A 19,916-nucleotide genomic window follows, 5' to 3' on the forward strand; every position below is an offset into this window, starting at 1 on the left:
GCCCGGAGCGGGACTTCCCGTTGTTAAAACGAAAGTAAAGCCGAAAAGAGGGCATGAGAAAAAAGTGTATTGTATTCTTATTCATTTCTATCACGGTAGCGGTCGGTTGCCGTCGGGACTCTTTGCGTTCAAGCGGTGAAAACGTATCCGACAGCATTTTTACAGCGGATTATATTAATGGCCTCAGTATTACACAGCCTGAACGGGCGCTCGCCTTACTCGACACGGCAGAGCAACGGGGCTTGCTTTCCCCGATTGACCGGAACGGACTTCGCGCCGTAATCTATAATAACGGGCTCGAGCAGCCTAATGTCGCTCTTACGTATAGCTTCCGGATCTATCATGATCCGGAGATCCGCAATGCCCCCGAAAAACTTCTGAAGTGTCTTAAAATCATATCGCACCAATATTATAAGAACGGCGACTATACACAAAGTGTCCGTTATGCCCTCGAAGGCATAGAGGTGTCGCGCAAAACCGGTTCAAAGCGAGACGAAGCTCTTTTCCAGCTACATGTAGGCCTTTCCAAGGCGGCTGCGGGAATTTCAGAAGATGCCTATCCTTTTTTCGACCGCAGTATCGGTTTATATCGTCAGGAGATGGGCGGAAGTCCGGCATGGAGCGAGGTGGATGAGTTCCTGTATGCGCTGATGGAAAAGGTAAACGCGTTACAGAACGATAAGATGTATCGGGACGCGATCGATATGCTGCCTCTTTGCGAAAAAACTTTGCAGCATCTGAATACCTGTCCCGGCCTGCCGGAAGGTATTTACGACTTGCGCTGCGCCAACCTGTATACCCTTTATGCCCTGATTTTTTATTTGAACGGTGATAAAATGAAGGCGGAAAATTACTATGATAAATTACTCCGTACACAGTATGTTCACACACTTGGAGGCAACGCCCTGACGGCTCCTTATCAGATTGTTTCTCACCGCTATGAGGATGCGCTCCGGAGCCTTCAAAAAGAAAAAGAATATTTCCGTACGGGCAGGGATACCGTCAACGCTTATTATGTGGAGACGTTGCTTCCTAACGAGATGAAGGCTTACGACGGGTTGGGCGATTACCGTTCGGCTGCCCGTGTCGCTCATTCCATTGTTGCGCTTACCGATAGTTTACGCATGCGGGAGAAACGTAAAAGCGCCATAGAACTCGCCACTATTTACGAAACAAAGGAAAAGGAAGCTCTTTTGCAAGAACAGTCGGCGCAACTCAAGCGGCGCAATATTGTACTTGCAAGCGTCCTTTTGATTTTAGCGCTTTCCGCAGGATTTATTTTTAAGATGATTCGCTTTAATCGCACCATCAGCAGGAAAAACAAAGCCGCCGTCAAGACGATTCACGAGTTGCTGGGTTTCCGGGATAGGTTGTTTCGTGTAAATGAAGAGAATATGGCGTTACAGCAGAGATTGCAGGAAGCAATGAAGCCGGGCGGCTACCTGCCCCTGACGGATACGTATCCGGTTGTTTCCGGAAAAGACGTTTCCCCGGCGGATAATGCCGCTAACGGAAACGGGTTCTCTTCCTGCGACTATGACCGTATGCTGTTCGATAAAGTGGAGCACGAAATCATCAGCGGACAACTCTTCCTGCAACCCCGATTTTCGAGAGACGATTTGACAAAAACAATCTATATCCCCAAAAATAAGTTTGCGCAACTCTTTAAACAATATGCGGGGAAAAACTTTATCTCCTATATTAATGACTTACGGTTGGAATATGCTGCCCGGATATTAAAAGAATATCCCGTATATACCATCGACGCCGTCGCCAAGCAATGCGGCATGTCTCCACAATCTTTTTATCGCCTTTTTTCCGGAAAATTCGGCGTTACTCCCATGGAATATCAATCCGCAGCCTCTCAAATAACCGATGTTCCTTGTCCGGACGATACGGATGATTGATTTTTATAAAATAAACCGGTTATTTCTCCAATGTGATTTTTTGAGAGACCTTATGTGACTTTTTGAGAGAACAACCGCCCTGTTTTCCTTTGGGTTGAAATCGCTTCTCCTTACCTTCGCAGACGAATAAATCATCGGCGCGCTACTTTATTATCAGACATCTCGAATTTCCGGAATATAAATTATGGATAAAATAAATATAGAATCAGTATGAAAATGAAATCTTTATTCAAACACGCCTTTTGCCTCGCGGCGACAGGTTTTCTTATGACCGCCTTCTCATCATGCGGTAACGATAACGAACCGGAGACGCCTCAGCCGGTCGATTTACAGAGCGTAACCACCGCCCAGGCTTCCTATTCGCTCTCCGAAGCGGGTACGGTGACCATCGACTTTACCGCCAAGCCTGTCGATGCCGATGTCTCGAAAGTTTTGTTGAAGCAATCTCCCATGGAAAGCGACCCTGAATTGCTTACCGTAACTTCCCTGAAAGCCGGTGCATCAAAAGGTGCCTGGCGCCTCGAGGCCAAGGCGTCCGATTTCTCCCGGATAGTCGCCTCCCAAACCGTACACCTGATGGCTTATTCCAAAAGCGGCGCGACGCACGTAACTGCAAGCGCAACCTTGGCTGACCCGTATTCCATCATCGACCGTTACAAGCTGGAGCATCCTTTTTCGGCCGGTTACCGCGATGCGGTGGAAAAGGACCGGTGGATTTCGCTGCCGGTGTTCGTCACGGCTACCGGCGAAGCCGATCCGGCCGATATCACCGATATGGAAGTGCAACTTCATCCGTCGAATTCTTCGGTGAAGGCTGAAGATTTCATTGTGAAGGAAATGGAAGACGCATCCGGATTTACCGTGCAACTGAATCCTACGGCGGAAAGCAAACTGGCCGCAGAGGAACGGATCATGACCGGGCTTATCGTAACGGTAACCGATAAAAACGGACGTACGGCCATGCTGGGCGATGTGGGTTTTGTACTGTCCCCGCCTGTTGTGACCGTCGCCGCATCGGCGGAGTTGACTTTTTCGCTGGCCGACCTTCGCAATCCGACCTTTAAAAAGGATTTCGAGGTGGACTATACGGAAAAGCTGAAGCATTTGGGCTTGACGGAAAAACAATCCGAGACGTTCGATTTCGGCGGAGTGACCTGGCAGGTAAACGGATTGTACGACGCCAACGGACAACTCATTAATGACGACCCCGATTTTCTTATTTTTTCTTCGCTGACCTATAAGGGGGACATCATGGTAGCGGGTGACCCTGTGTTGCAACTCGAGCCGGGAACGTACTATTATGTGTCGCATTACAGTGCGGACTGGAAACATGGCGGGAAGGCGTATCCCCGCATTCGGGGACTTCTGCGGCTGACGGTAACACTGACGGAAAAATGAATAAAAAACGAACCGACAAAATCATCTTGGCCGCCCTTGCCGGTTGCTTATTGATGCCGGCCGCCTCGTGCACGAAGGAGAATACCTATATCACTCCCGTTTCGGAGGATTATTCTTCCGAAGACTGGATTGAGGAAGTAAGCAGCCGGAACTATTTCTACGCCGTTACTCCCTTCACCGGCGACCTTTGCCCTTCCTTTATCCTGCAAGCCGATGGATTGAAGAAATTGTATGCGGACAGCCGCTTTGTGCAGGACTTTACGACGGCTGACTTGTTGATGAAAATACGAAATCCCGGAGCCGGCGTAAAAATGACCGTCAGCATGCAGCCCGGCGAAATCAACGGAGCCTACAATTACACGGCGGCTGTGCCCGAAGAACTGAAGGATTCGGCATTTATATATGTTTACCTGCCTGTGAACTGGAACTATCGGGCGTTGAGCCAATGGCAGGCCAGCCGGCTGGTCAACTTGTTGTGGAACATAAGTTTCGACGGTCAACCGGTGGAGACTTACCAACAGGCGTTTATCTGCCGGACGGTACACGATGTGGCGTTCGATTGCAGCTTGAACGAGTTGGAAGACGAGGCGTTTTTCCAACTCATACAAGCCTATATGAAGGATATGGGCAGCTTCCCCGCATGGTTTACCGAGAAGAATGAATTTTCTTATACCGCCAATGCGCTCGCCGCCGGATATATCGACGAGCATTCGCCGTTGGTGGACCGCCTAAAACAGGAAGTCATCGCCGACGGATATGTAAGCAACCTCATCAGCATCGCTTCAAAAACCGATGAGCCTTATATCGAGTCGATTAAAGCATTCTCTTACCTGATGCAAAAATACGGTCTCCGGTACACGATACACTTCAGTCACGATCTGCAGTATATCCGTACGATTGACGATGTGTTCGCTTGCCGGCAGGGCTATTGTGCGGAGTTGTCGTGCGCTTTCGCTTCATGGTGCCTCAATCAGGCGATTCGCGTCAAACTGTTTTTTATCCCCGGGCATGTTTATCCTTTCATCGAACTGCCTTCGGGCGCCCTTTATCCGTGGGACCCTACCCAGATGTGCCATACCGAGGAATATCCGGACTTTACACAATCGCGGGATGAGCTTTTTGCGGAAACAGACCGAAACTTCGAGCAAGTGGAAAAGGTATCGATGGAAAGATTTCAATCCCATTATGCCGCCCTGCAAGCCGGAGAACCGGGATATAGCGTGCTGGATGTAGCGGCCGTCCGCAAATACCTGCCCTCGTTCAACATCCACGAAGGCTATCGGAATTCGCAGACCCGAGCAGCGCAAGACCGTCCTATACGGTTTGTTGCCGCCCCGAAATAATAATTTCAAAATAGTTTGATCCGGATTTCAAGTTAAAGGTTGATTAAATGAAAACAATTGCTTTTTTCGCTATCCGCTTATTAATGGCGGTTTTATTACTGGAAACAGTTTCCCTGCTCACATCGTGCCGCCATCATGAAGAAGAGATTCAGGAAATAGAAGACCCCGACACCGAGCCCCTGAACACGACGGTATGGCCTACGGATGATGAAGTGAAAACCACCGTGGGCAAACCGATAGCGGTAATAGGAGACCATTTTGATGAAGTAACCGCTTTGCTGCTGAAGCGCAGCACCGGCAAGCGCTATAACCTTTCCGCCGGCGCCACATCCGTCCCCGCCGACGTGCAAGTGGTGTATATCGATACCGAATCGTTGGAAAAAATGGACCGCCCCTTGGTCATGGCTATTAAGGAGGTCTTCCAAAACGGAGCCGTGATTTATCTCCACAAACCCAACGCGGTGGGAGCTTTGTTCTTCTGGATCGCCCTGTTCGACGATATCGACAAAGCCTTTAAAGAAACGGTTGAGTCCCGAAGTGTTTCCGCAGCGAACGGCGCCTCTTTGTATCCCTACGACTTCTTCGCCATGCGCCGCAATCAGAGTTTTCTTGTGGCAACCGACATTTACGCTTCCGGCGTTTCTTATGAAGTCGAGCAGTTCAATCCCGAAACAAACGAAACGGAAACCGTTACGGTAACTCCCGGCGAACCGAGCGCTTACGAGTACGGGCTCTTTGCCGAAGATGCCGCCGAGTGGTTGAACGAGGACGAGGACATTACCCGCGCTTTGGGAGAAACCGCCTTGAAATCGACCCGGGCCGGCGATGAGCCGTTGAATCAGTTGGACCAGATACCAAGTCACAAAATACTGGTGCCGTGTATCGCCACATATACGAAAGATGACAACCGCTATATTAATGCGATTGTCCGTCTCTGGACATTCTCCCTCTATTCGTTCGATTGCGACGAAGACTACTACCATGTGGTGATGGAACAAGAATTTGACGCCTCAAAAATATACCGGGGAAAGTATTATGAGAAAAAAAGCTGGGGATATAAATTTAAAATAGCCGGATATACTTATAGAGGCCCGGACGTGTTTGTGCGATGGAGCGAAACGGCGTACCCGCTAAAAGACCTGTTGAACCCGCAACCCCGCAACGAAGGGATAACCACCACAAAGGAAACGGTATCGGGCTGGACTACCGGCGCAAATGTAGGATGTAACAACGGATTGGTCGTCGGACTATCGGGAAGCTACAACTTTCAGGAAACCGTACAACAGCAAAAAAAGGAAATAAGGATAAGCATGGGTATAAACCAAAACTGCGACATAAGATATACCTCCTCATCCGACAACGAATATATCGACCGTTTGAAGCAATATCAGGATTGGATGAAATGGGACTATGATATGGACGGTATTTACTTTAAGGGAAAAAGCGGTAACGGCGAGGGCGTATATCCCCGGGGAGGCTCGCCTATGGTCAGCCTGTGCTATACCCGCCAGTCGTGGAATTGGATTGTCGGCGACACCCGTAAGCGGGGTAATGAACCCTTCAGGTTCATGGCTAAAATTAATTTCATCGCCCAGAGTGCCGCCAGCGAAGGGGATCTTATAACCAGGAATTCCGTCAAAATCGTGCAGACCAACACAAACAAAACAGACCCTCTTTCCATAGAACTTCCTGTGCCCAACCGTTTCCGTAAATCCTACACGGCCACCTGCACCGATATTGCCGATCTGGTGGAATGGGGACTTGTTTATAACGAATTGCAACACAGCAGCACCCGTTTCAAGGATGTAACGTCCGTAACCCGTTGCGCCCCTACCGAGCAGTTGCTCGACAACGAACTCGTAAAGGAATGGAATGCTGCTGTACAGGAACTCCTCAACAAGGACCTGAAAATATCCGGGCTGCAACACACCTATATCGTACAACTGAAAGATCAGAACGGAAAAGCGATGGGACGCCAACTGACCGTTTCGGCTCAAGGATTGAAATAATAATATCGTCATGGAATGGAAACGAAGTGGAGATAATGGACACCAACGGGAAGAATGAAAAATAAATCCGGCTGGAATTCCATCAATGGTAAGTTTAACAAAAGTAAATAACTTGTCTTCTACGTTTAACTTTTTCTAAAATAGCGGTTTTTCAGGTTCAAAAGTTGTTTTTGAAAAATAACGTATTCCCTCTTTTCGTACTTTTATACCGTTATAACCTTTTAAACAAAAAGAATATGAGTATAAAAAGAATTTATCGGGGTAGAGACGTCGAAATGCTCACTGTCTGCGATATCATGATCGACAATGCCATTGCCGACCAGGTTTTTCTATCTTCCAAGCGCAAAACATGGACCATAGAGTTTTTTACAGGTATCAAAACAGGCATCTCAAGCGCCTTTCGACTTATAAATGATAATAAAAGCCATTTACCCCAAAACATTCCATCTCTTCGTCTTTCTCCATTCCTGCCTCTTATTCGGCAATAGCTTCCGGAATCGGGGGCGGGGTAACTTCAACCTTTTTGTTCATAATACGGAAATCCCATTTATAACGCCGTTTGAAAAACAGCACGGTAATGATGGCGGCTATTATCAACCAGAAGGTATCGGTTTCGGGATGTACATCGATGGTCTTGAAAACCGCATCGGTTTGCAACACCGACGATTCGTATGTGAGGAATAAAGCGGAGAAGGCGTTATTCGCGAAATGAATGCCGAGGGCAAGCTCGATCCCGTCGTCAAGGATGGAGATAAGTCCCAAAAGAAGCCCCATGATAATATATTGCGGCATGCTCAGCCAAAACCCGAATTCTTTCACTTCGGGATTCGCGACATGCATCAATCCGAAGAGCAAGGCGATAATGACGAGTGTCCACCACCGGCTCTTTGTCCATGCGGCCACGCCTTGCGAAAGATACCCCCGGAAAAATATTTCTTCGAAAGAAGTCTGAAAAGGCATGACGATGACTGTAATTAGGACAAGAGGAATGAAGGCGCCGGGATTAAACTGGTATTGGTATTCTTCGGGAGACGTTAGCAAGCCGATGATGAGCATAATGGCCGAAATAACTCCCCACACAAGGATTCCAGCCCCTATCCGGTCTTTACGGATATACGCCCGTCCGTTGATGGTTTCGTTAAGCGTCCTTTTGTGAAAAGGTTTCACGAGCCATTTAAATGCGAAAAATGTCGCTACAAAAGCAAGAAGCATTAAAAAATAGGACAGATTGTTCGAGATCCCCAACCATGAAAGATTCATCATGTTCGAAACCGAAGAAGGATCCAGTGATCCTCCCTTCATCACCCACTTTATTACCATTACCATCATCAGCGGAATAGATCCGATGGTCGAGGCGCCTAAGAAAATAATGAGCGTCATCGCCACATATTTTCCGAATTTGTTTTGCCCGTCCAGGGCCCGTTCCAAGTGTTTCATTTTTTATTTATTTAAAATTCATACTTCATAGCTCATACTTCATAATTCCCCTTCCCTCCATTCCAAAATATCTCCGGGCTGACAGTCCAGTACTTTGCAAATAGCCTCCAGTGTGCTGAACCGGATGGCTTTTGCTTTACCGGTTTTTAATATCGATAAATTTGCCGGAGTAATATCGACTCTTTCGGAAAGGTCGTTCAACGATATCTTCCGTTTCGCCATCATCACATCAAGGTTTACTATTATAGGCATGAATCCGACTCCTTTCTTTTAAATGGTGAGGTCTTGATCTTGCTGCATGCCGATGCCGATCTTGAAGATAAGAGCGAAAAATATAAAAGATAATCCTACTAATAACAATAAGCTACTGGCTGCGCCCGGATTTTCTATCGTAGAGAAAAAGTGAGAGAAAAGATAAGATATGCTTCCCAATGCAAGGATGATGCTTCCAAATATCATTAATAACAATTCATTTCCTCTGGTAAAAATTTTCCCTTTTGCAGCTTGAAGAGCCAAAATGAAAAATGCGATGCAACTACAGATAATGCCCAATGCTTGTATTCCTTGAAGGAGAAAGTACCAAACAAAATCATCGGTGTCATCTTTTCCCATTTCATAACTTAATCTCAGAATCTTCCAATATTCCGACACGCCCATTGCAGCAGTTATACCGCTGATGACATAACAAATATGTACTAATGCTTTTGGTTTCATCTTTCTTAATCCTTAAATTGTTAATTCCTGCTCCTCTTTTAGGAGGATGGCTCGCCTCGTAGGAGGATGGCTCGCCTCGGCCGATCATTCCTCCATAAACCGCTATCGCAAGGATGGAAAGAATGGCGAATTCCGTTTTTTTATTCTTCCGTTTCATTTACTTGTCGAGTAAAAAGTTTAACGATGCAAAGATAGAATAGTTTTTTCAAATAGCAATATATTTTTATCGAAAAACAATAAATAAATTCCTTCCATCAATATGTAAAAGCGGATTAGTATCACGAGCGATACCTTTTGCAACATTTCTGTGGCGTCTTTTGCCTTTTCTCTTTTGTCTTTTTGCGTATCTTTGTGGTTCAAAAAAACAAATAAGAGTATGCACGAAAAAATAATCATCCTCGACTTCGGATCCCAAACGACTCAACTTATCGGTCGTCGTGTCAGAGAGCTAAACACCTATTGCGAAATTATCCCTTACAATAAATTTCCTTTCGGCGATACCGATGTGAAAGGCGTTATCCTTTCCGGAAGCCCTTTCTCGGTGAACGACAAAGAAGCTTTCAAAACCGATTTGAGCCAAATCCGTAAGAAGTATCCCGTATTGGGAATCTGCTACGGAGCGCAATTCATGGCTTATTCCTCAGGCGGTGAAGTGACGCGAAGCAATACGCGCGAATACGGGCGCGCCCGTTTGCATGTGAAGGATGTTTCCGATGAATTGCTGGGAAACATTGCCGAACAATCGCAGGTATGGATGTCTCATGGCGATAGCATCTTGTCCGTTCCTGCTGATTTCAAGGCGGTTGCTTCTACCGAAGATGTTCCGATTGCTGCATATAAGGTGGCTGGCGAAAAAACATGGGGGGTGCAGTTTCATCCCGAAGTATTCCACACACAGGAAGGTACCCGGATATTGGATAATTTCCTCTCTATCTGCGGATGCAAAAAAGATTGGACGCCGGCTTCTTTCATCGAAACAACCGTGCAACAATTGAAAGAACAACTTGGCGATGATAAGGTGATCCTTGCGCTTTCCGGCGGAGTGGATTCATCCGTAACGGCCGTCCTGCTGAACAGGGCCATCGGAAAGAACCTGACCTGCATCTTTGTAGATCATGGTTTGTTGCGGAAAAACGAATTCGAGACAGTCCTTCAGAACTACGAACATCTGGGACTTAACGTGATCGGAATCGATGCCAAAGACCGGTTTTACAAAGAATTATCGGGTGTGACCGATCCCGAAAGAAAACGGAAAATCATCGGCAAAAACTTCATCGATGTATTCGACGAGGAAGCGCATAAACTAACACACATCAAATGGTTGGCACAAGGAACCATTTATCCCGACATCATCGAATCGCTTTCCATAACCGGGACCACCATTAAAAGCCATCATAATGTAGGGGGGCTGCCCGAAAAGATGAATCTGAAACTGTGCGAGCCGCTACGCTTGCTGTTCAAAGACGAAGTGCGCAAAATAGGATTGGAATTGGGTATGAAACCCGACCTGATCTTCCGTCATCCTTTCCCGGGCCCCGGATTGGGTATCCGTATCCTTGGCGACATCACTCCCGAAAAGGTACGCATTGCACAAGAAGCCGATCATATTTTCATCTCGCATTTACGGACAGTCGGTTTGTATGACAAAGTTTGGCAGGCGGGAGCCATCTTGCTGCCCGTGCAGTCGGTCGGCGTAATGGGCGACGAGCGTACGTACGAAAATACCGTTGCCTTGCGCGCCGTCACTTCTACCGATGCCATGACGGCCGATTGGGCTCATTTGCCGTATGAATTCCTGGCGAAAGTATCGAATGAGATCATCAATAAAGTAAAAGGGGTGAATAGGGTGGTATACGACATTTCTTCCAAACCGCCTGCTACCATCGAATGGGAATAAATTCCGATCATAATCTGACAAAATATGAAGAAAGCCGTTGTTTTATTTTTATCGATTTTGACTTTTATGGGTTGTCGTCAACAGAAAACAGAAGAAGGATATTCCATCACGGGCACTGTCCCTGACGGAATCGAAGGGTGGATATATCTACAGGAATATAAAGACCGGGAATATAGGAATATCGATTCTTCCCATATCGTCGATCGGAAGTTCTCTTTTTCGGGCTCTGTTCCCGAGCCTCGCGTATATGCGCTACATTCGTCCCAAAAAGCACAGCGCGCCCAGATATTCTTGGAGAATGCTCCCACGGAAGTCCTTTTCAACAACGAATGGGAAATCGAGAGCATAAAAGGCTCGGAAAATACGGAACTGTTCCAGTTGCTTTTACCGGAAAGCCGAAAGGGAACATTGAACGCCGACAGTCTGATAGTAACCAATCCATCATCGCCGGTAGCCGTTTATTTTCTCACCCGCGAGATATATAAATATGATTTTGACGAATTGAAAATCCTTCGAAATACGATTTCCGACTCCTTAAGCGGCCATTCTTATGTAAAAGAAATAGATGAAACGCTGACGGGGTTGGAAAGAGTCCAACCGGGAAAGGAGGCACCCGATTTTACGCTTGAAACAGTGAACGGGGATTCGTTGAGTTTGCAGTCATTAAGAGGTCAATATGTATTGATTGATTTCTGGGCTTCCTGGTGTCCCGATTGCCGTAAATCGAATCCGCATCTGGTAAAGCTTTACAACCAATTTAAAACTCATAACTTTACAATCTTAGGCGTTTCCATTGACGAAGACAAAGACCGGTGGAAAGACGCTATCGAGAAAGATGGATTGGCCTGGCCGCAGTTAATCACCCCCGGCGGATGGCACAGTGATGTTGTGAAAACCTATGCCCTTCGATGGATTCCTACCGGCGTGCTCGTCGATCCCGAAGGAACGATTATTGCCAGGAGCATTCAGCCCGAGACGCTGGAAAGTTATTTAAAAACAAGCCTTCGCCCTTAAGCAAGGATAAAAATAAATCACGGGAATATCGCCGGATACCGATTCACTCAGATGAATTTCCTGCGGGACAATCTTTTATTCTAAAAAGATACAAAGATCCGCACATCGTCAAAACGGTTCTTGTCTTTTAGAATCTGTTTAAATTTGTTTCTCGGTTCAAAACGTTTTTTTTGAATTGCGAAGAATACGTTAGGAACCTCCTTTCGTAAGGAATTTAAACAGTTTCTTAGCCTTTTTGCAATTAAAATGGAAAATATTGCGACATTTCCCCCTAAATACACAGCGAAAAACTCAAAAATAACACAATGAAGACTAAAAATACCACATTATTGGTATTGGGGGTTTGAAAAAGAGGCTCTACTTTTGTATTTCAGAATTTATCAAAACAGTTTTTAGTAAAAAGCAATATGGATAATTATTTAAAACGGAATCATCGAAAACAAACCCGAAAGGATTTGTTCAGGATAGATCACGACCGGGTGAAAGGCATAAGATCCGGCCGGTTTGTTTCTTTCGTACCTTCTTTTACCATCTACTCGACTCTTTTCTCTTCCTGTTGCGTCATGCGAATGTGCATGTGCCGCTAATTCTTCCTTTCTTTTTCTTTATTTAAAAATTTATTAAACGGTTCCGGTTACCGGAACAATACGATAATCTGTATTTTACAGATTAAGTACGATATACTTTAATACGTCCGCAAGAAAGATAAAATTCTCTCATTTATGCGGCTATGTGTTAAAACAACGCTTTTACCCTATAAAAGGGCGAAGCGTATGGCTAAAAATGAATTTCAATATGAATAATAGAGCGATTTTTTCACAAGTGAAAAATATCTTATCCGTAAACAAAAAAGGTATCGGCCCTTTGTTAGGGTTCTTACTCCTATCTCTTGGCCTGTATTCGCAGACGTCCTTGCAAGGTGTTGTCGTCGATAACTCCGGCGCACCCGTAATCGGTGCGACCGTTGTCGTACAATCTACGGCGAATGGGGCTCTCACAGACGAGAACGGAGCGTTCCGGTTTACAGTAAATCAATCGTTTCCGATAATATTGTCTGTCAGTTTTATCGGTTATGAAACGCAGCAAGTGGAAGTGAAAGAAGCACAATCGCCTATCCGTATTCTACTGTTAGAAGCGGTGAATGACTTGGAGGAAGTGGTGGTTGTCGGCTATGGCACGCAACGCCGCAAAGAGTTAACGGGAGCGGTGGCGTCCGTTTCCCGCAAACATCTGGAATATAACACCTCTCCTTCGGTCGACGCCTTGCTCAGCGGCGCCCTGGCAGGAGTGAATGTTACTCAGAGTTCCGGACAACCGGGCGCTTCGTCGAGCGTGCGTATTCGTGGCGGAAACTCCATCAATGCAAGCAACGATCCGCTCTATGTGATCGATGGGTTTCCGTATTTCAGCGATAACTCATCGACGAAAGTCGGCTTCGGGGGAATCGAAGGAGAATCCAATCCGCTGAATTTATTGAATCCTTCCGATATCGAATCCATTGAAGTATTGAAAGATGTATCGGCAACGGCTATTTACGGATCGAGAGGATCCAATGGAGTCATTCTTATCAACACCAAAAAAGGGCAAAAGGGAAAAAGTGCCGTCAATTACCAATATTCTTTGGGCCAAAGCCAATCGGCAAAAGAATTGAATCTGCTCAATGCCTCGCAATGGGCTCGTATGCAAAAGGATTACTTTCTCAACAAGCCGGGATACAGTGATGCCGAGATCGAGCAATTGGGGGACGGATATGATTGGCAGAATGCCGTTTTGCAGACCGGCGTGACACAAAATCATTCCGTTTCGATTAGTGGAGGAGATGAAAAATCGAGCTATTTTTTATCGGGAGGAAACTTGTCGCAAGATGGAATTATCTTGAAATCAGGATTCGACCGCTTTATCGGAAGGATAAATTATGACCGCAACGTGTTTTCCAACTTCTCCGTAGGCGTTAACTTAACGGCCACCAAAAGTACCCAAAACAGCCTGACGACTTTTGAAGGCGTTAATTATAACAGTTCTCCTTATTCCAAAGGGATTGCCAACTCTTTGACGTATGCCCTGTATATTCCTCCGGTCGTTCCTTTTTATAATGCCGACGGATCTTACAATTATAACAATCCTTTCGAATATGCTTACCTGCGGGAAGGGAGCAAGACGGCAAACCCGATATCCGATCTTAAGAACAGTACCGCCGAAACGATTAATACGGTGGTGCTCGGCAATTTTTATGCGAAGTATTCTCCCATTGATGGGTTGACCGCTAAGATAAATCTCGGAAGCAATATCAGTCATACGACGCAAAATTATTTTTCGCCTTCTTATACCGCTTTGGGATTAGAACCCGACGGCATAGGAGGGATCGGAAACAAGCGGGTGGAAATCTTGCTTTCGGAATTTACGCTATCGTATGCAAAAAAGATCAAGGATATTCATTCCTTTGATGCATTAGGGGGATTTACCTATCAGGATACGAAGATGAATCTTCTTACCACGATGAGTGCCGGTTTTACCAATGAAGATCTGGGCGTAGACAATTTGCAAGATGGAAAGCCTTACGGCAGCACCCCTATTTTGAGCGGAGCAACGCGTAGTAAACTCTATTCGCTGCTGGGAAGAATCAACTATTCCCTATTAGACCGCTACCATTTAACGACGAATTTTCGCAGCGATTATTCCACCCGTTTTGCCAAAAACCATAAATGGGGCATTTTCCCTTCTTTAGGATTGTCTTGGAATATAAACGACGAAGCTTTTTTGCGGGATGCCAAGACACTCAATAATCTGAAACTCCGCCTGAGTGCGGGAAGTGTGGGTAATCAGGAAATAGGGGATTATGAGTATCTGCAATTACTCGAAGCTGTTTATTACGGAGGAAATGTTGCTTACCGGGTTGGAAACAGCGGCAATGAAAACTTGAAATGGGAAACCACCACTCAATACAATATAGGGGTCGATGCCGGATTTCTGAACAGCCGTATCTCGTTGACGGCCGATGCTTATTACAAAAAAACCTCTGATTTGCTGTTAAGTATTCCTCCCAAATTAGGTGAAGAGAACAATCAATTGGTCAACGTCGGGAATGTTGTCAATAAAGGAGTAGAATTAACGGTAAACGCTATCGCCGTCGATCGTCCCGGCTTCCAGTGGTCGCTTACAGGCAATATTGCCCGCAACCATAACGAAATAACAAAATTGAATGATAACGGAGATATTATAGACGGAGTCGAAATTTTACGAGTGGGAGAATCGCTCGGTTCATTCTATGGTTTGGTATTCGAAGGCGTCGTACAAACAGGGGAGGATGTTTCAAAACTTCCGACGTCTCCGGCTTATACGACGTTACAGCCGGGCGATCCTAAATTCAAAGATGCCCATAACGATAATCATATCGACAAAAATGACCGGGTAGTATTGGGAAGTCGCCAACCGGATTTTACCTATGGGTTTTCGAGTACGCTCAATTATCGGAATTTCGATTTGTTTGTCCTGCTGCAAGGATCACAGGGGAATCAAGTGTATAATCTTTTGCGGCGTTATCTGGAAAGCCCGAATGATGCGTACAATGCTTCGGACGTTTTATTGGACAGTTGGACTCAAACCAATCCTTCTACGACCGTCCCGCGTATTACGAATGTGCCTCTTTCGAGTGAATTGGACAGCCGGTATATAGAAGATGCCTCTTACTTGCGGCTTAAGACCCTGACCGTAGGATATACCCTTGTGAAGCTTCCGTTTGCCTCCAAAAACATTCCTTTTAAGCTCCGGTTTTTCGGAACGGCTCAAAACCTGTTTACCCTTACCGGCTACAAAGGTTATGATCCCGAAATCGCAAAAGGAATTGATTTGGGCACTTACCCCGTAGCCAGGACATTTACTATCGGGGCGAGTATAACATTTTAACGGTAATCATGGACGGCAAAGAATAATATCGAATAAAAAGTACATCCCTCTAAGGAGTGTAAAGAAATAAATCATTCTTAAATTATCAACATCTAAAATTATCAGGTTATGAAAAAAAAGTCTTTAAATTTGGCAGCTCTTGCAGCCATACTAATCAGTAGTCTTGTATTCTATTCGTGCGAAAACGAATCGGATCCGCCGAGTGTCGTTACCGAGGAATCGGTGTGGAAGTCAGATCAGGAAGCATTGGCGACCGTAAATGCCGTTTATCCTCCTCTGCAACGCTTAAGTTCGTCTTATTCTTTTTTATTGGAGTCGGCAACCGAAAATACTATCAGTTTTGAAGGAGCCGATGATGAAGCCGGGCCATTGGTCAGTCTTTTTCAAACAGATATCAACAATTGGTATCCGACAAAAGTATTCAATTATCTGTATGTAAGCATCAATGAAGCAAATCGTACGGTGGCTAAGGCCGATTCCAGCTACGCAGGCGGAAATTTATCTCAGGATGTGATCAAGCTTGCAAGAGCCCGAGCCAAATTCGTTCGCGGTCTGGATTATCTCTACTTAACTCAACTTTGGGGGGAAGTCCCTCTTATTTTAAGCACAACTTCTTCGAAAAAGGAACAAACCGAACGTCAGTCCATTGATAAGGTTTACGAACAAATCGTTCAAGACTTGACGGAAGCGGAAGCTGACTTGCCGCCTTTTGACCAGACTCGCTCCAATCCCAGCAAAGGGGCTGCTAATGCCATCCTTGCCCGGGCTTATTTGACTTGGGCGAGCAAACCTCTTTCGCAAAACGAAGTAGGAGCCATATCCGGTAGCAAAACGGATCCTTCTGCTGTTACTTGGGATACGAAAAAATTGGAGAAAGCGGTAGAATATGCCGATAGAGTCATTAATAGCGGTAATTACAAATTGGAAAACGATTTTGAAGATAACTTCGGCGTGCCTGCGGAGAACCGTTCACCCGAACATATCTTTACGATCCATCACGATGGCGACGGACAGGGAGATGCTCAAGGAAACCATCAAACGCATTGCCCGTTTACTTTCCGTTTCGATTTATATCAGGATAACCATATTGGCCCGGCGGATGTTACGCTTCTTGACCGCTTTTCCGATAAAGATAAACGAAAAAGATTCTCTCTCCTTACACGTTTATATAATCAAGATGAACCCCTCGTGAACAGTCCGCAAAGCGCAAGCGATTATAAAGAGTATCATTATGTATATCCTATCACTTCTCCCCGTGTCGGGAAATACATTCATCGCAACTCCAAATATCCCGAAGTGGCGCCGGGAACAGAGGCTGGCCAACCGAATAACATCAACCGTATTGAAATTCGTTATGCGGAAGTTTTATTAATCAAAGCTGAGGCTTTACTCAATCTGGGAAAAGCAACTGAAGCCGCTGGCGTGATCAATGAACTGCGAAAAAGAGCCGGCTTGAGCGATTTAGCGACGCTCACTCAAAAAGATCTGGAAAATGAATGGTATCTGGAACTTTTCTTTGAGCAAAAGCACTGGTTGAATCTGGTACGCTGGCGTAAATTGGTAAACACCGTGCTGACGGAAACGCCGAAATTCGAGTATTATAAAGAAGATTATAAATCCGTAGAATCACAAGTGGCTAAATTCGGCCCCGAGAATGATGGCACCCAGGCAGGAAAGGTGAAAACCAACTATCCGTTCTTTGCCAAAGTGTATAAGCATCTTCATTCCAAAACGACGAATGTAAGCGGTAGGTTTTATCGTTTCCCCATTCCGAAAGGATTATCGGGCAATGATCTGGGTATAGAGCAAAATCCGGGTTATTAATGTTGTTTTTGCTTTACCGGGGGTGTCGATTCAAGCGGCGCCCCCGGTTCCATAAATCATAGAATAATATATATGAAGAAATTCTTTTCAAACAACAGTGTCCGTTTATTTTTGGCGGCGGTTGCCGGATTATTGATAGGGGAATATGCAACGGAAGGGGTTATCCGTGTTATTCTTCCTATAAAACATGTATTGGGACAGATTATCTTTTTTCTGATACCGCTCCTTATTTTCGGTTTCATCACCCCTTCCATTACACGCCTGAAAGATCATGCCTCGAAGTTTCTGGGCATATCCGTCGCGTTGGCTTATCTGTCGTGTGTGGGAAGCGCCACGTTGGGCGCGGTTGCCGGATACAACCTTATACCGCTTATCGATATCACGCCGGTGGAGGGGGCGCAAAAAGAGCTTCCCGAACTATTCTTCCGGCTGGATATTCCGCCTGTGATAGGAGTCTTAAGCGCGTTGGTATTGTCGTTTTTCCTGGGATTATCCATTCTTTGGACGAAGGCGAAGAGAATAGAAAATGCGTTATATGAATTCCAGGGCATTGTCTTTGTAATGGTGAAAAAATTCCTGATACCCATTCTTCCGTTCTTTGTCCTCACGAATTTCAGTGTTTTTTCTTATCAGGGAATTATACAATCACGATTAGTCGTTTTTCTGGCCATTCTGCTTATTACGCTTCTTTGCCATATCCTTTGGCTCACGTTTTTGTACGGGTCGGCCGGAATATATTCAAAGAAAAATCCATGGCAGGTCCTTAAATATTACGGACCCGTTGCATTGACCTCGTTGGGCACGCAATCTTCGGCTGCCAGTTTGGGGATCGCTATCGAAGAAACGCGGAAAAGCCCCGTTTTGAAACCCGAAGTACGCGATTTTGCGATTCCTCTCTTCAGCACCATTCATTTCCCCGGTTCTATACTCGATGTCTCTTTTCTGGCATTGGCCGTGTCGCAAATATTATACGGAACGATGCCGGCTATCGAACAGATTATTCTCTTTATTCCCCTTCTCGGTATTTTTGCCGTAGCAGCGCCCGGATTACCCGGAGGCACGCTTTTCATTTCGTTAGGACTGATACATGCTGTTTTGGGATTGGATGAAGCCGCGACCGCTTTAATGATCACCATTTTTGCCTTATTGGACAGTTTTGGAACGACCCATAATATAACCAGCGCCGGAGCTTTGTCGTTGATATTGTCCGGATATGCAGAAAAGAAAGAAGCTAAATCTTCTTCCCGGGCCGAAGCAGAAAAACCGATTCTTTAACTTTCGGCTCCATATCCTATTGTATACGGGCCGTTTATGGACGGGTAGAAAATCGTCGGCGATGACGATATTTGAAACAGCAAGAAGAAATTAATCTTCTTGTTCTTCTTTTGTCAGATCTAACTTTTCGTCATCCTTGCTACGGTCAAAAAACATTTTCCGCAGAGGATTCGCATGAGCCTCATCGTAAGCCGACCGATTCCTGATAACGTCCAGAGCCAGATAAATAGCTTGGTGAAACGATTCATCCGAAGCGATGCCTTTCCCGGCTATATCATAAGCCGTGCCATGATCGGGAGAAGTGCGTACAATGTCGAGTCCCGCAGTATAGTTTACGCCGGCCTCCATCGCTAACGTCTTAAATGGAATAAGTCCCTGATCATGATACATCGCTAAAATAGCATCGAATTCTTTAAACCTGCCGGAGCCGAAAAAGCCGTCCGAAGGAAAAGGTCCGGCGCAAAGAATTGTTTGTTTTTGCGCCTCAGCCACAGCCGGGATGATCACGTCCATTTCTTCTTTTCCCAAAAGGCCGTTCTCTCCCGCATGCGGATTTAATCCCAAAACTGCAATACGGGGATTTTCCAAATTGAAATCGCGTACTAAAGATGTCTGTAACGTCCGTATTCTTTCGAGAATCAGTTCTTTCGAAATTGTATCGGGAACGTCACGGACAGGTATGTGGGCCGTAACCAATGCCACGCGCAGATTATTGCAAACCATCATCATTAATGCCTTTTTTCCCTTGCCAAAACGTTCTTGAAGAAATTCGGTATGACCGGGAAAAGAAAAATGATCGTTTTGGATGGTATCTTTATGGATAGGCAACGTTACCAGAGCATCTATAAGGCCGTTTTTAAGATCTTGAGATGCTCTGTCGAGAGCCATATAGGCCGCTTCTCCGGCATCGGGACTCGGCGACCCCAAGTCTATTTTTATTTCATCTTTTATGCAATTGATAAGATTCAATTTCCCGTCGTTGTAATCTTCAGCCTTGGTTATCGTATAAAAATTGATTGGCTTGTAGTTCAAGACTTTTCTATGATAAGATGCCGATTTGGCCGATCCGTAAATGATCGGAGTGAAAAATTCGGTTAAGCGAATATCGGAGAATGTTTTCAAAAGAATCTCATATCCGATTCCGTTGATATCTCCATGGGTAATACCTATTTTTAGTAATTCTGACATAGTCTAT

15 protein-coding genes are annotated in these 19,916 nt (G+C 45.5%); 11 read left to right on the forward strand and 4 right to left on the reverse strand.

The annotated features are described in order from the left end of the window. Positions 1-53: 53 nt before the first annotated feature. From ABNK31_RS00390 to ABNK31_RS00410, 5 genes are all read left to right on the forward strand, one after another. Positions 54-1,907, forward strand: coding sequence for a helix-turn-helix domain-containing protein (locus tag ABNK31_RS00390; RefSeq protein WP_321579693.1), 1,854 nt, complete (start codon positions 54-56; stop codon positions 1,905-1,907). A gap of 210 nt (positions 1,908-2,117) precedes the next feature. Then, on the forward strand, positions 2,118-3,305 hold the full coding sequence (locus tag ABNK31_RS00395; RefSeq protein WP_418893806.1) for a hypothetical protein: 1,188 nt from the start codon (positions 2,118-2,120) through the stop codon (positions 3,303-3,305). Continuing rightward, complete coding sequence (locus ABNK31_RS00400; protein ID WP_418893807.1) at positions 3,302-4,648, forward strand: hypothetical protein; 1,347 nt, start codon at positions 3,302-3,304, stop codon at positions 4,646-4,648. Before ABNK31_RS00395 ends, ABNK31_RS00400 begins: the two co-directional genes overlap by 4 nt. Before the next feature lie 47 nt (positions 4,649-4,695). After that, the gene (locus ABNK31_RS00405) at positions 4,696-6,657 is read left to right on the forward strand and encodes a hypothetical protein (protein ID WP_418893808.1); all 1,962 of its coding nucleotides are present in this window, start codon (positions 4,696-4,698) and stop codon (positions 6,655-6,657) included. A 236-nt stretch (positions 6,658-6,893) separates the two neighbouring features. Then, positions 6,894-7,145: a hypothetical protein gene (locus ABNK31_RS00410; protein ID WP_418893809.1), complete on the forward strand. Its 252-nt coding sequence runs from the start codon at positions 6,894-6,896 to the stop codon at positions 7,143-7,145. Here the strand turns inward: ABNK31_RS00410 and ABNK31_RS00415 are convergent. Genes ABNK31_RS00415 through ABNK31_RS00425 form a run of 3 tightly spaced genes read right to left on the reverse strand, consistent with a single transcriptional unit; the run spans position 7,132 to position 8,808 of the window. Beyond that, on the reverse strand, positions 7,132-8,094 hold the full coding sequence (locus tag ABNK31_RS00415) for a lysostaphin resistance A-like protein (RefSeq protein ID WP_418893810.1): 963 nt from the start codon (positions 8,092-8,094) through the stop codon (positions 7,132-7,134). The two genes, ABNK31_RS00410 and ABNK31_RS00415, sit on opposite strands and share 14 nt — an antisense overlap. A gap of 39 nt (positions 8,095-8,133) precedes the next feature. Further along, entirely contained in the window at positions 8,134-8,346 is a 213-nt protein-coding gene (locus tag ABNK31_RS00420) for a helix-turn-helix domain-containing protein (protein WP_418893811.1), read from the reverse strand. Between the two features lie 18 nt (positions 8,347-8,364). Then, entirely contained in the window at positions 8,365-8,808 is a 444-nt protein-coding gene (locus ABNK31_RS00425) for a hypothetical protein (protein ID WP_418893812.1), read from the reverse strand. A gap of 46 nt (positions 8,809-8,854) precedes the next feature. Here ABNK31_RS00425 and ABNK31_RS00430 point away from each other — a divergent pair, with 46 nt between their 5' ends. From ABNK31_RS00430 to ABNK31_RS00455, 6 genes are all read left to right on the forward strand, one after another. Further along, positions 8,855-8,980 carry a hypothetical protein gene (locus ABNK31_RS00430; RefSeq protein WP_418893813.1) on the forward strand — a complete coding sequence of 42 codons (126 nt, stop codon included), beginning with the start codon at positions 8,855-8,857 and terminating at the stop codon, positions 8,978-8,980. Between the two features lie 204 nt (positions 8,981-9,184). Next, complete coding sequence (guaA, locus tag ABNK31_RS00435) at positions 9,185-10,705, forward strand: glutamine-hydrolyzing GMP synthase (RefSeq protein WP_418893814.1); 1,521 nt, start codon at positions 9,185-9,187, stop codon at positions 10,703-10,705. Positions 10,706-10,729: 24 nt separating this feature from the next. Next, positions 10,730-11,719 carry a redoxin domain-containing protein gene (locus ABNK31_RS00440; RefSeq protein ID WP_418893815.1) on the forward strand — a complete coding sequence of 330 codons (990 nt, stop codon included), beginning with the start codon at positions 10,730-10,732 and terminating at the stop codon, positions 11,717-11,719. Positions 11,720-12,514: 795 nt separating this feature from the next. Further along, positions 12,515-15,622, forward strand: coding sequence for a SusC/RagA family TonB-linked outer membrane protein (locus tag ABNK31_RS00445; protein ID WP_418893816.1), 3,108 nt, complete (start codon positions 12,515-12,517; stop codon positions 15,620-15,622). 108 nt (positions 15,623-15,730) lie between these two features. Next, the gene (locus tag ABNK31_RS00450) at positions 15,731-17,446 is read left to right on the forward strand and encodes a RagB/SusD family nutrient uptake outer membrane protein (RefSeq protein WP_418893817.1); all 1,716 of its coding nucleotides are present in this window, start codon (positions 15,731-15,733) and stop codon (positions 17,444-17,446) included. 72 nt (positions 17,447-17,518) lie between these two features. Beyond that, positions 17,519-18,721 (forward strand): cation:dicarboxylate symporter family transporter, encoded by a 1,203-nt coding sequence (locus ABNK31_RS00455; protein ID WP_418893818.1) that lies wholly within the window; start codon positions 17,519-17,521, stop codon positions 18,719-18,721. Between the two features lie 90 nt (positions 18,722-18,811). Here the strand turns inward: ABNK31_RS00455 and pdxA are convergent, their stop codons facing one another. Continuing rightward, complete coding sequence (gene pdxA / locus ABNK31_RS00460) at positions 18,812-19,909, reverse strand: 4-hydroxythreonine-4-phosphate dehydrogenase PdxA (RefSeq protein WP_418893819.1); 1,098 nt, start codon at positions 19,907-19,909, stop codon at positions 18,812-18,814. Positions 19,910-19,916: the final 7 nt, after the last annotated feature.

Source organism: Limibacterium fermenti (genome assembly GCF_041902845.1).
Lineage (GTDB): Bacteria > Bacteroidota > Bacteroidia > Bacteroidales > Dysgonomonadaceae > Limibacterium > Limibacterium fermenti.

Coding starts and splice junctions, on each gene's coding strand:
- ABNK31_RS00415 (WP_418893810.1), bottom strand. CDS start 8,094: ATGAAACACTTGGAACGGGCCCTGGACGGGCAAAACAAATTCGGAAAA.
- ABNK31_RS00405 (WP_418893808.1), top strand. CDS start 4,696: ATGAAAACAATTGCTTTTTTCGCTATCCGCTTATTAATGGCGGTTTTA.
- ABNK31_RS00440 (WP_418893815.1), top strand. CDS start 10,730: ATGAAGAAAGCCGTTGTTTTATTTTTATCGATTTTGACTTTTATGGGT.
- ABNK31_RS00425 (WP_418893812.1), bottom strand. CDS start 8,808: ATGAAACCAAAAGCATTAGTACATATTTGTTATGTCATCAGCGGTATA.
- ABNK31_RS00390 (WP_321579693.1), top strand. CDS start 54: ATGAGAAAAAAGTGTATTGTATTCTTATTCATTTCTATCACGGTAGCG.
- ABNK31_RS00420 (WP_418893811.1), bottom strand. CDS start 8,346: ATGCCTATAATAGTAAACCTTGATGTGATGATGGCGAAACGGAAGATA.
- ABNK31_RS00395 (WP_418893806.1), top strand. CDS start 2,118: ATGAAAATGAAATCTTTATTCAAACACGCCTTTTGCCTCGCGGCGACA.
- ABNK31_RS00455 (WP_418893818.1), top strand. CDS start 17,519: ATGAAGAAATTCTTTTCAAACAACAGTGTCCGTTTATTTTTGGCGGCG.
- ABNK31_RS00445 (WP_418893816.1), top strand. CDS start 12,515: ATGAATAATAGAGCGATTTTTTCACAAGTGAAAAATATCTTATCCGTA.
- ABNK31_RS00400 (WP_418893807.1), top strand. CDS start 3,302: ATGAATAAAAAACGAACCGACAAAATCATCTTGGCCGCCCTTGCCGGT.
- guaA (WP_418893814.1), top strand. CDS start 9,185: ATGCACGAAAAAATAATCATCCTCGACTTCGGATCCCAAACGACTCAA.
- ABNK31_RS00410 (WP_418893809.1), top strand. CDS start 6,894: ATGAGTATAAAAAGAATTTATCGGGGTAGAGACGTCGAAATGCTCACT.
- pdxA (WP_418893819.1), bottom strand. CDS start 19,909: ATGTCAGAATTACTAAAAATAGGTATTACCCATGGAGATATCAACGGA.
- ABNK31_RS00430 (WP_418893813.1), top strand. CDS start 8,855: ATGGCTCGCCTCGTAGGAGGATGGCTCGCCTCGGCCGATCATTCCTCC.
- ABNK31_RS00450 (WP_418893817.1), top strand. CDS start 15,731: ATGAAAAAAAAGTCTTTAAATTTGGCAGCTCTTGCAGCCATACTAATC.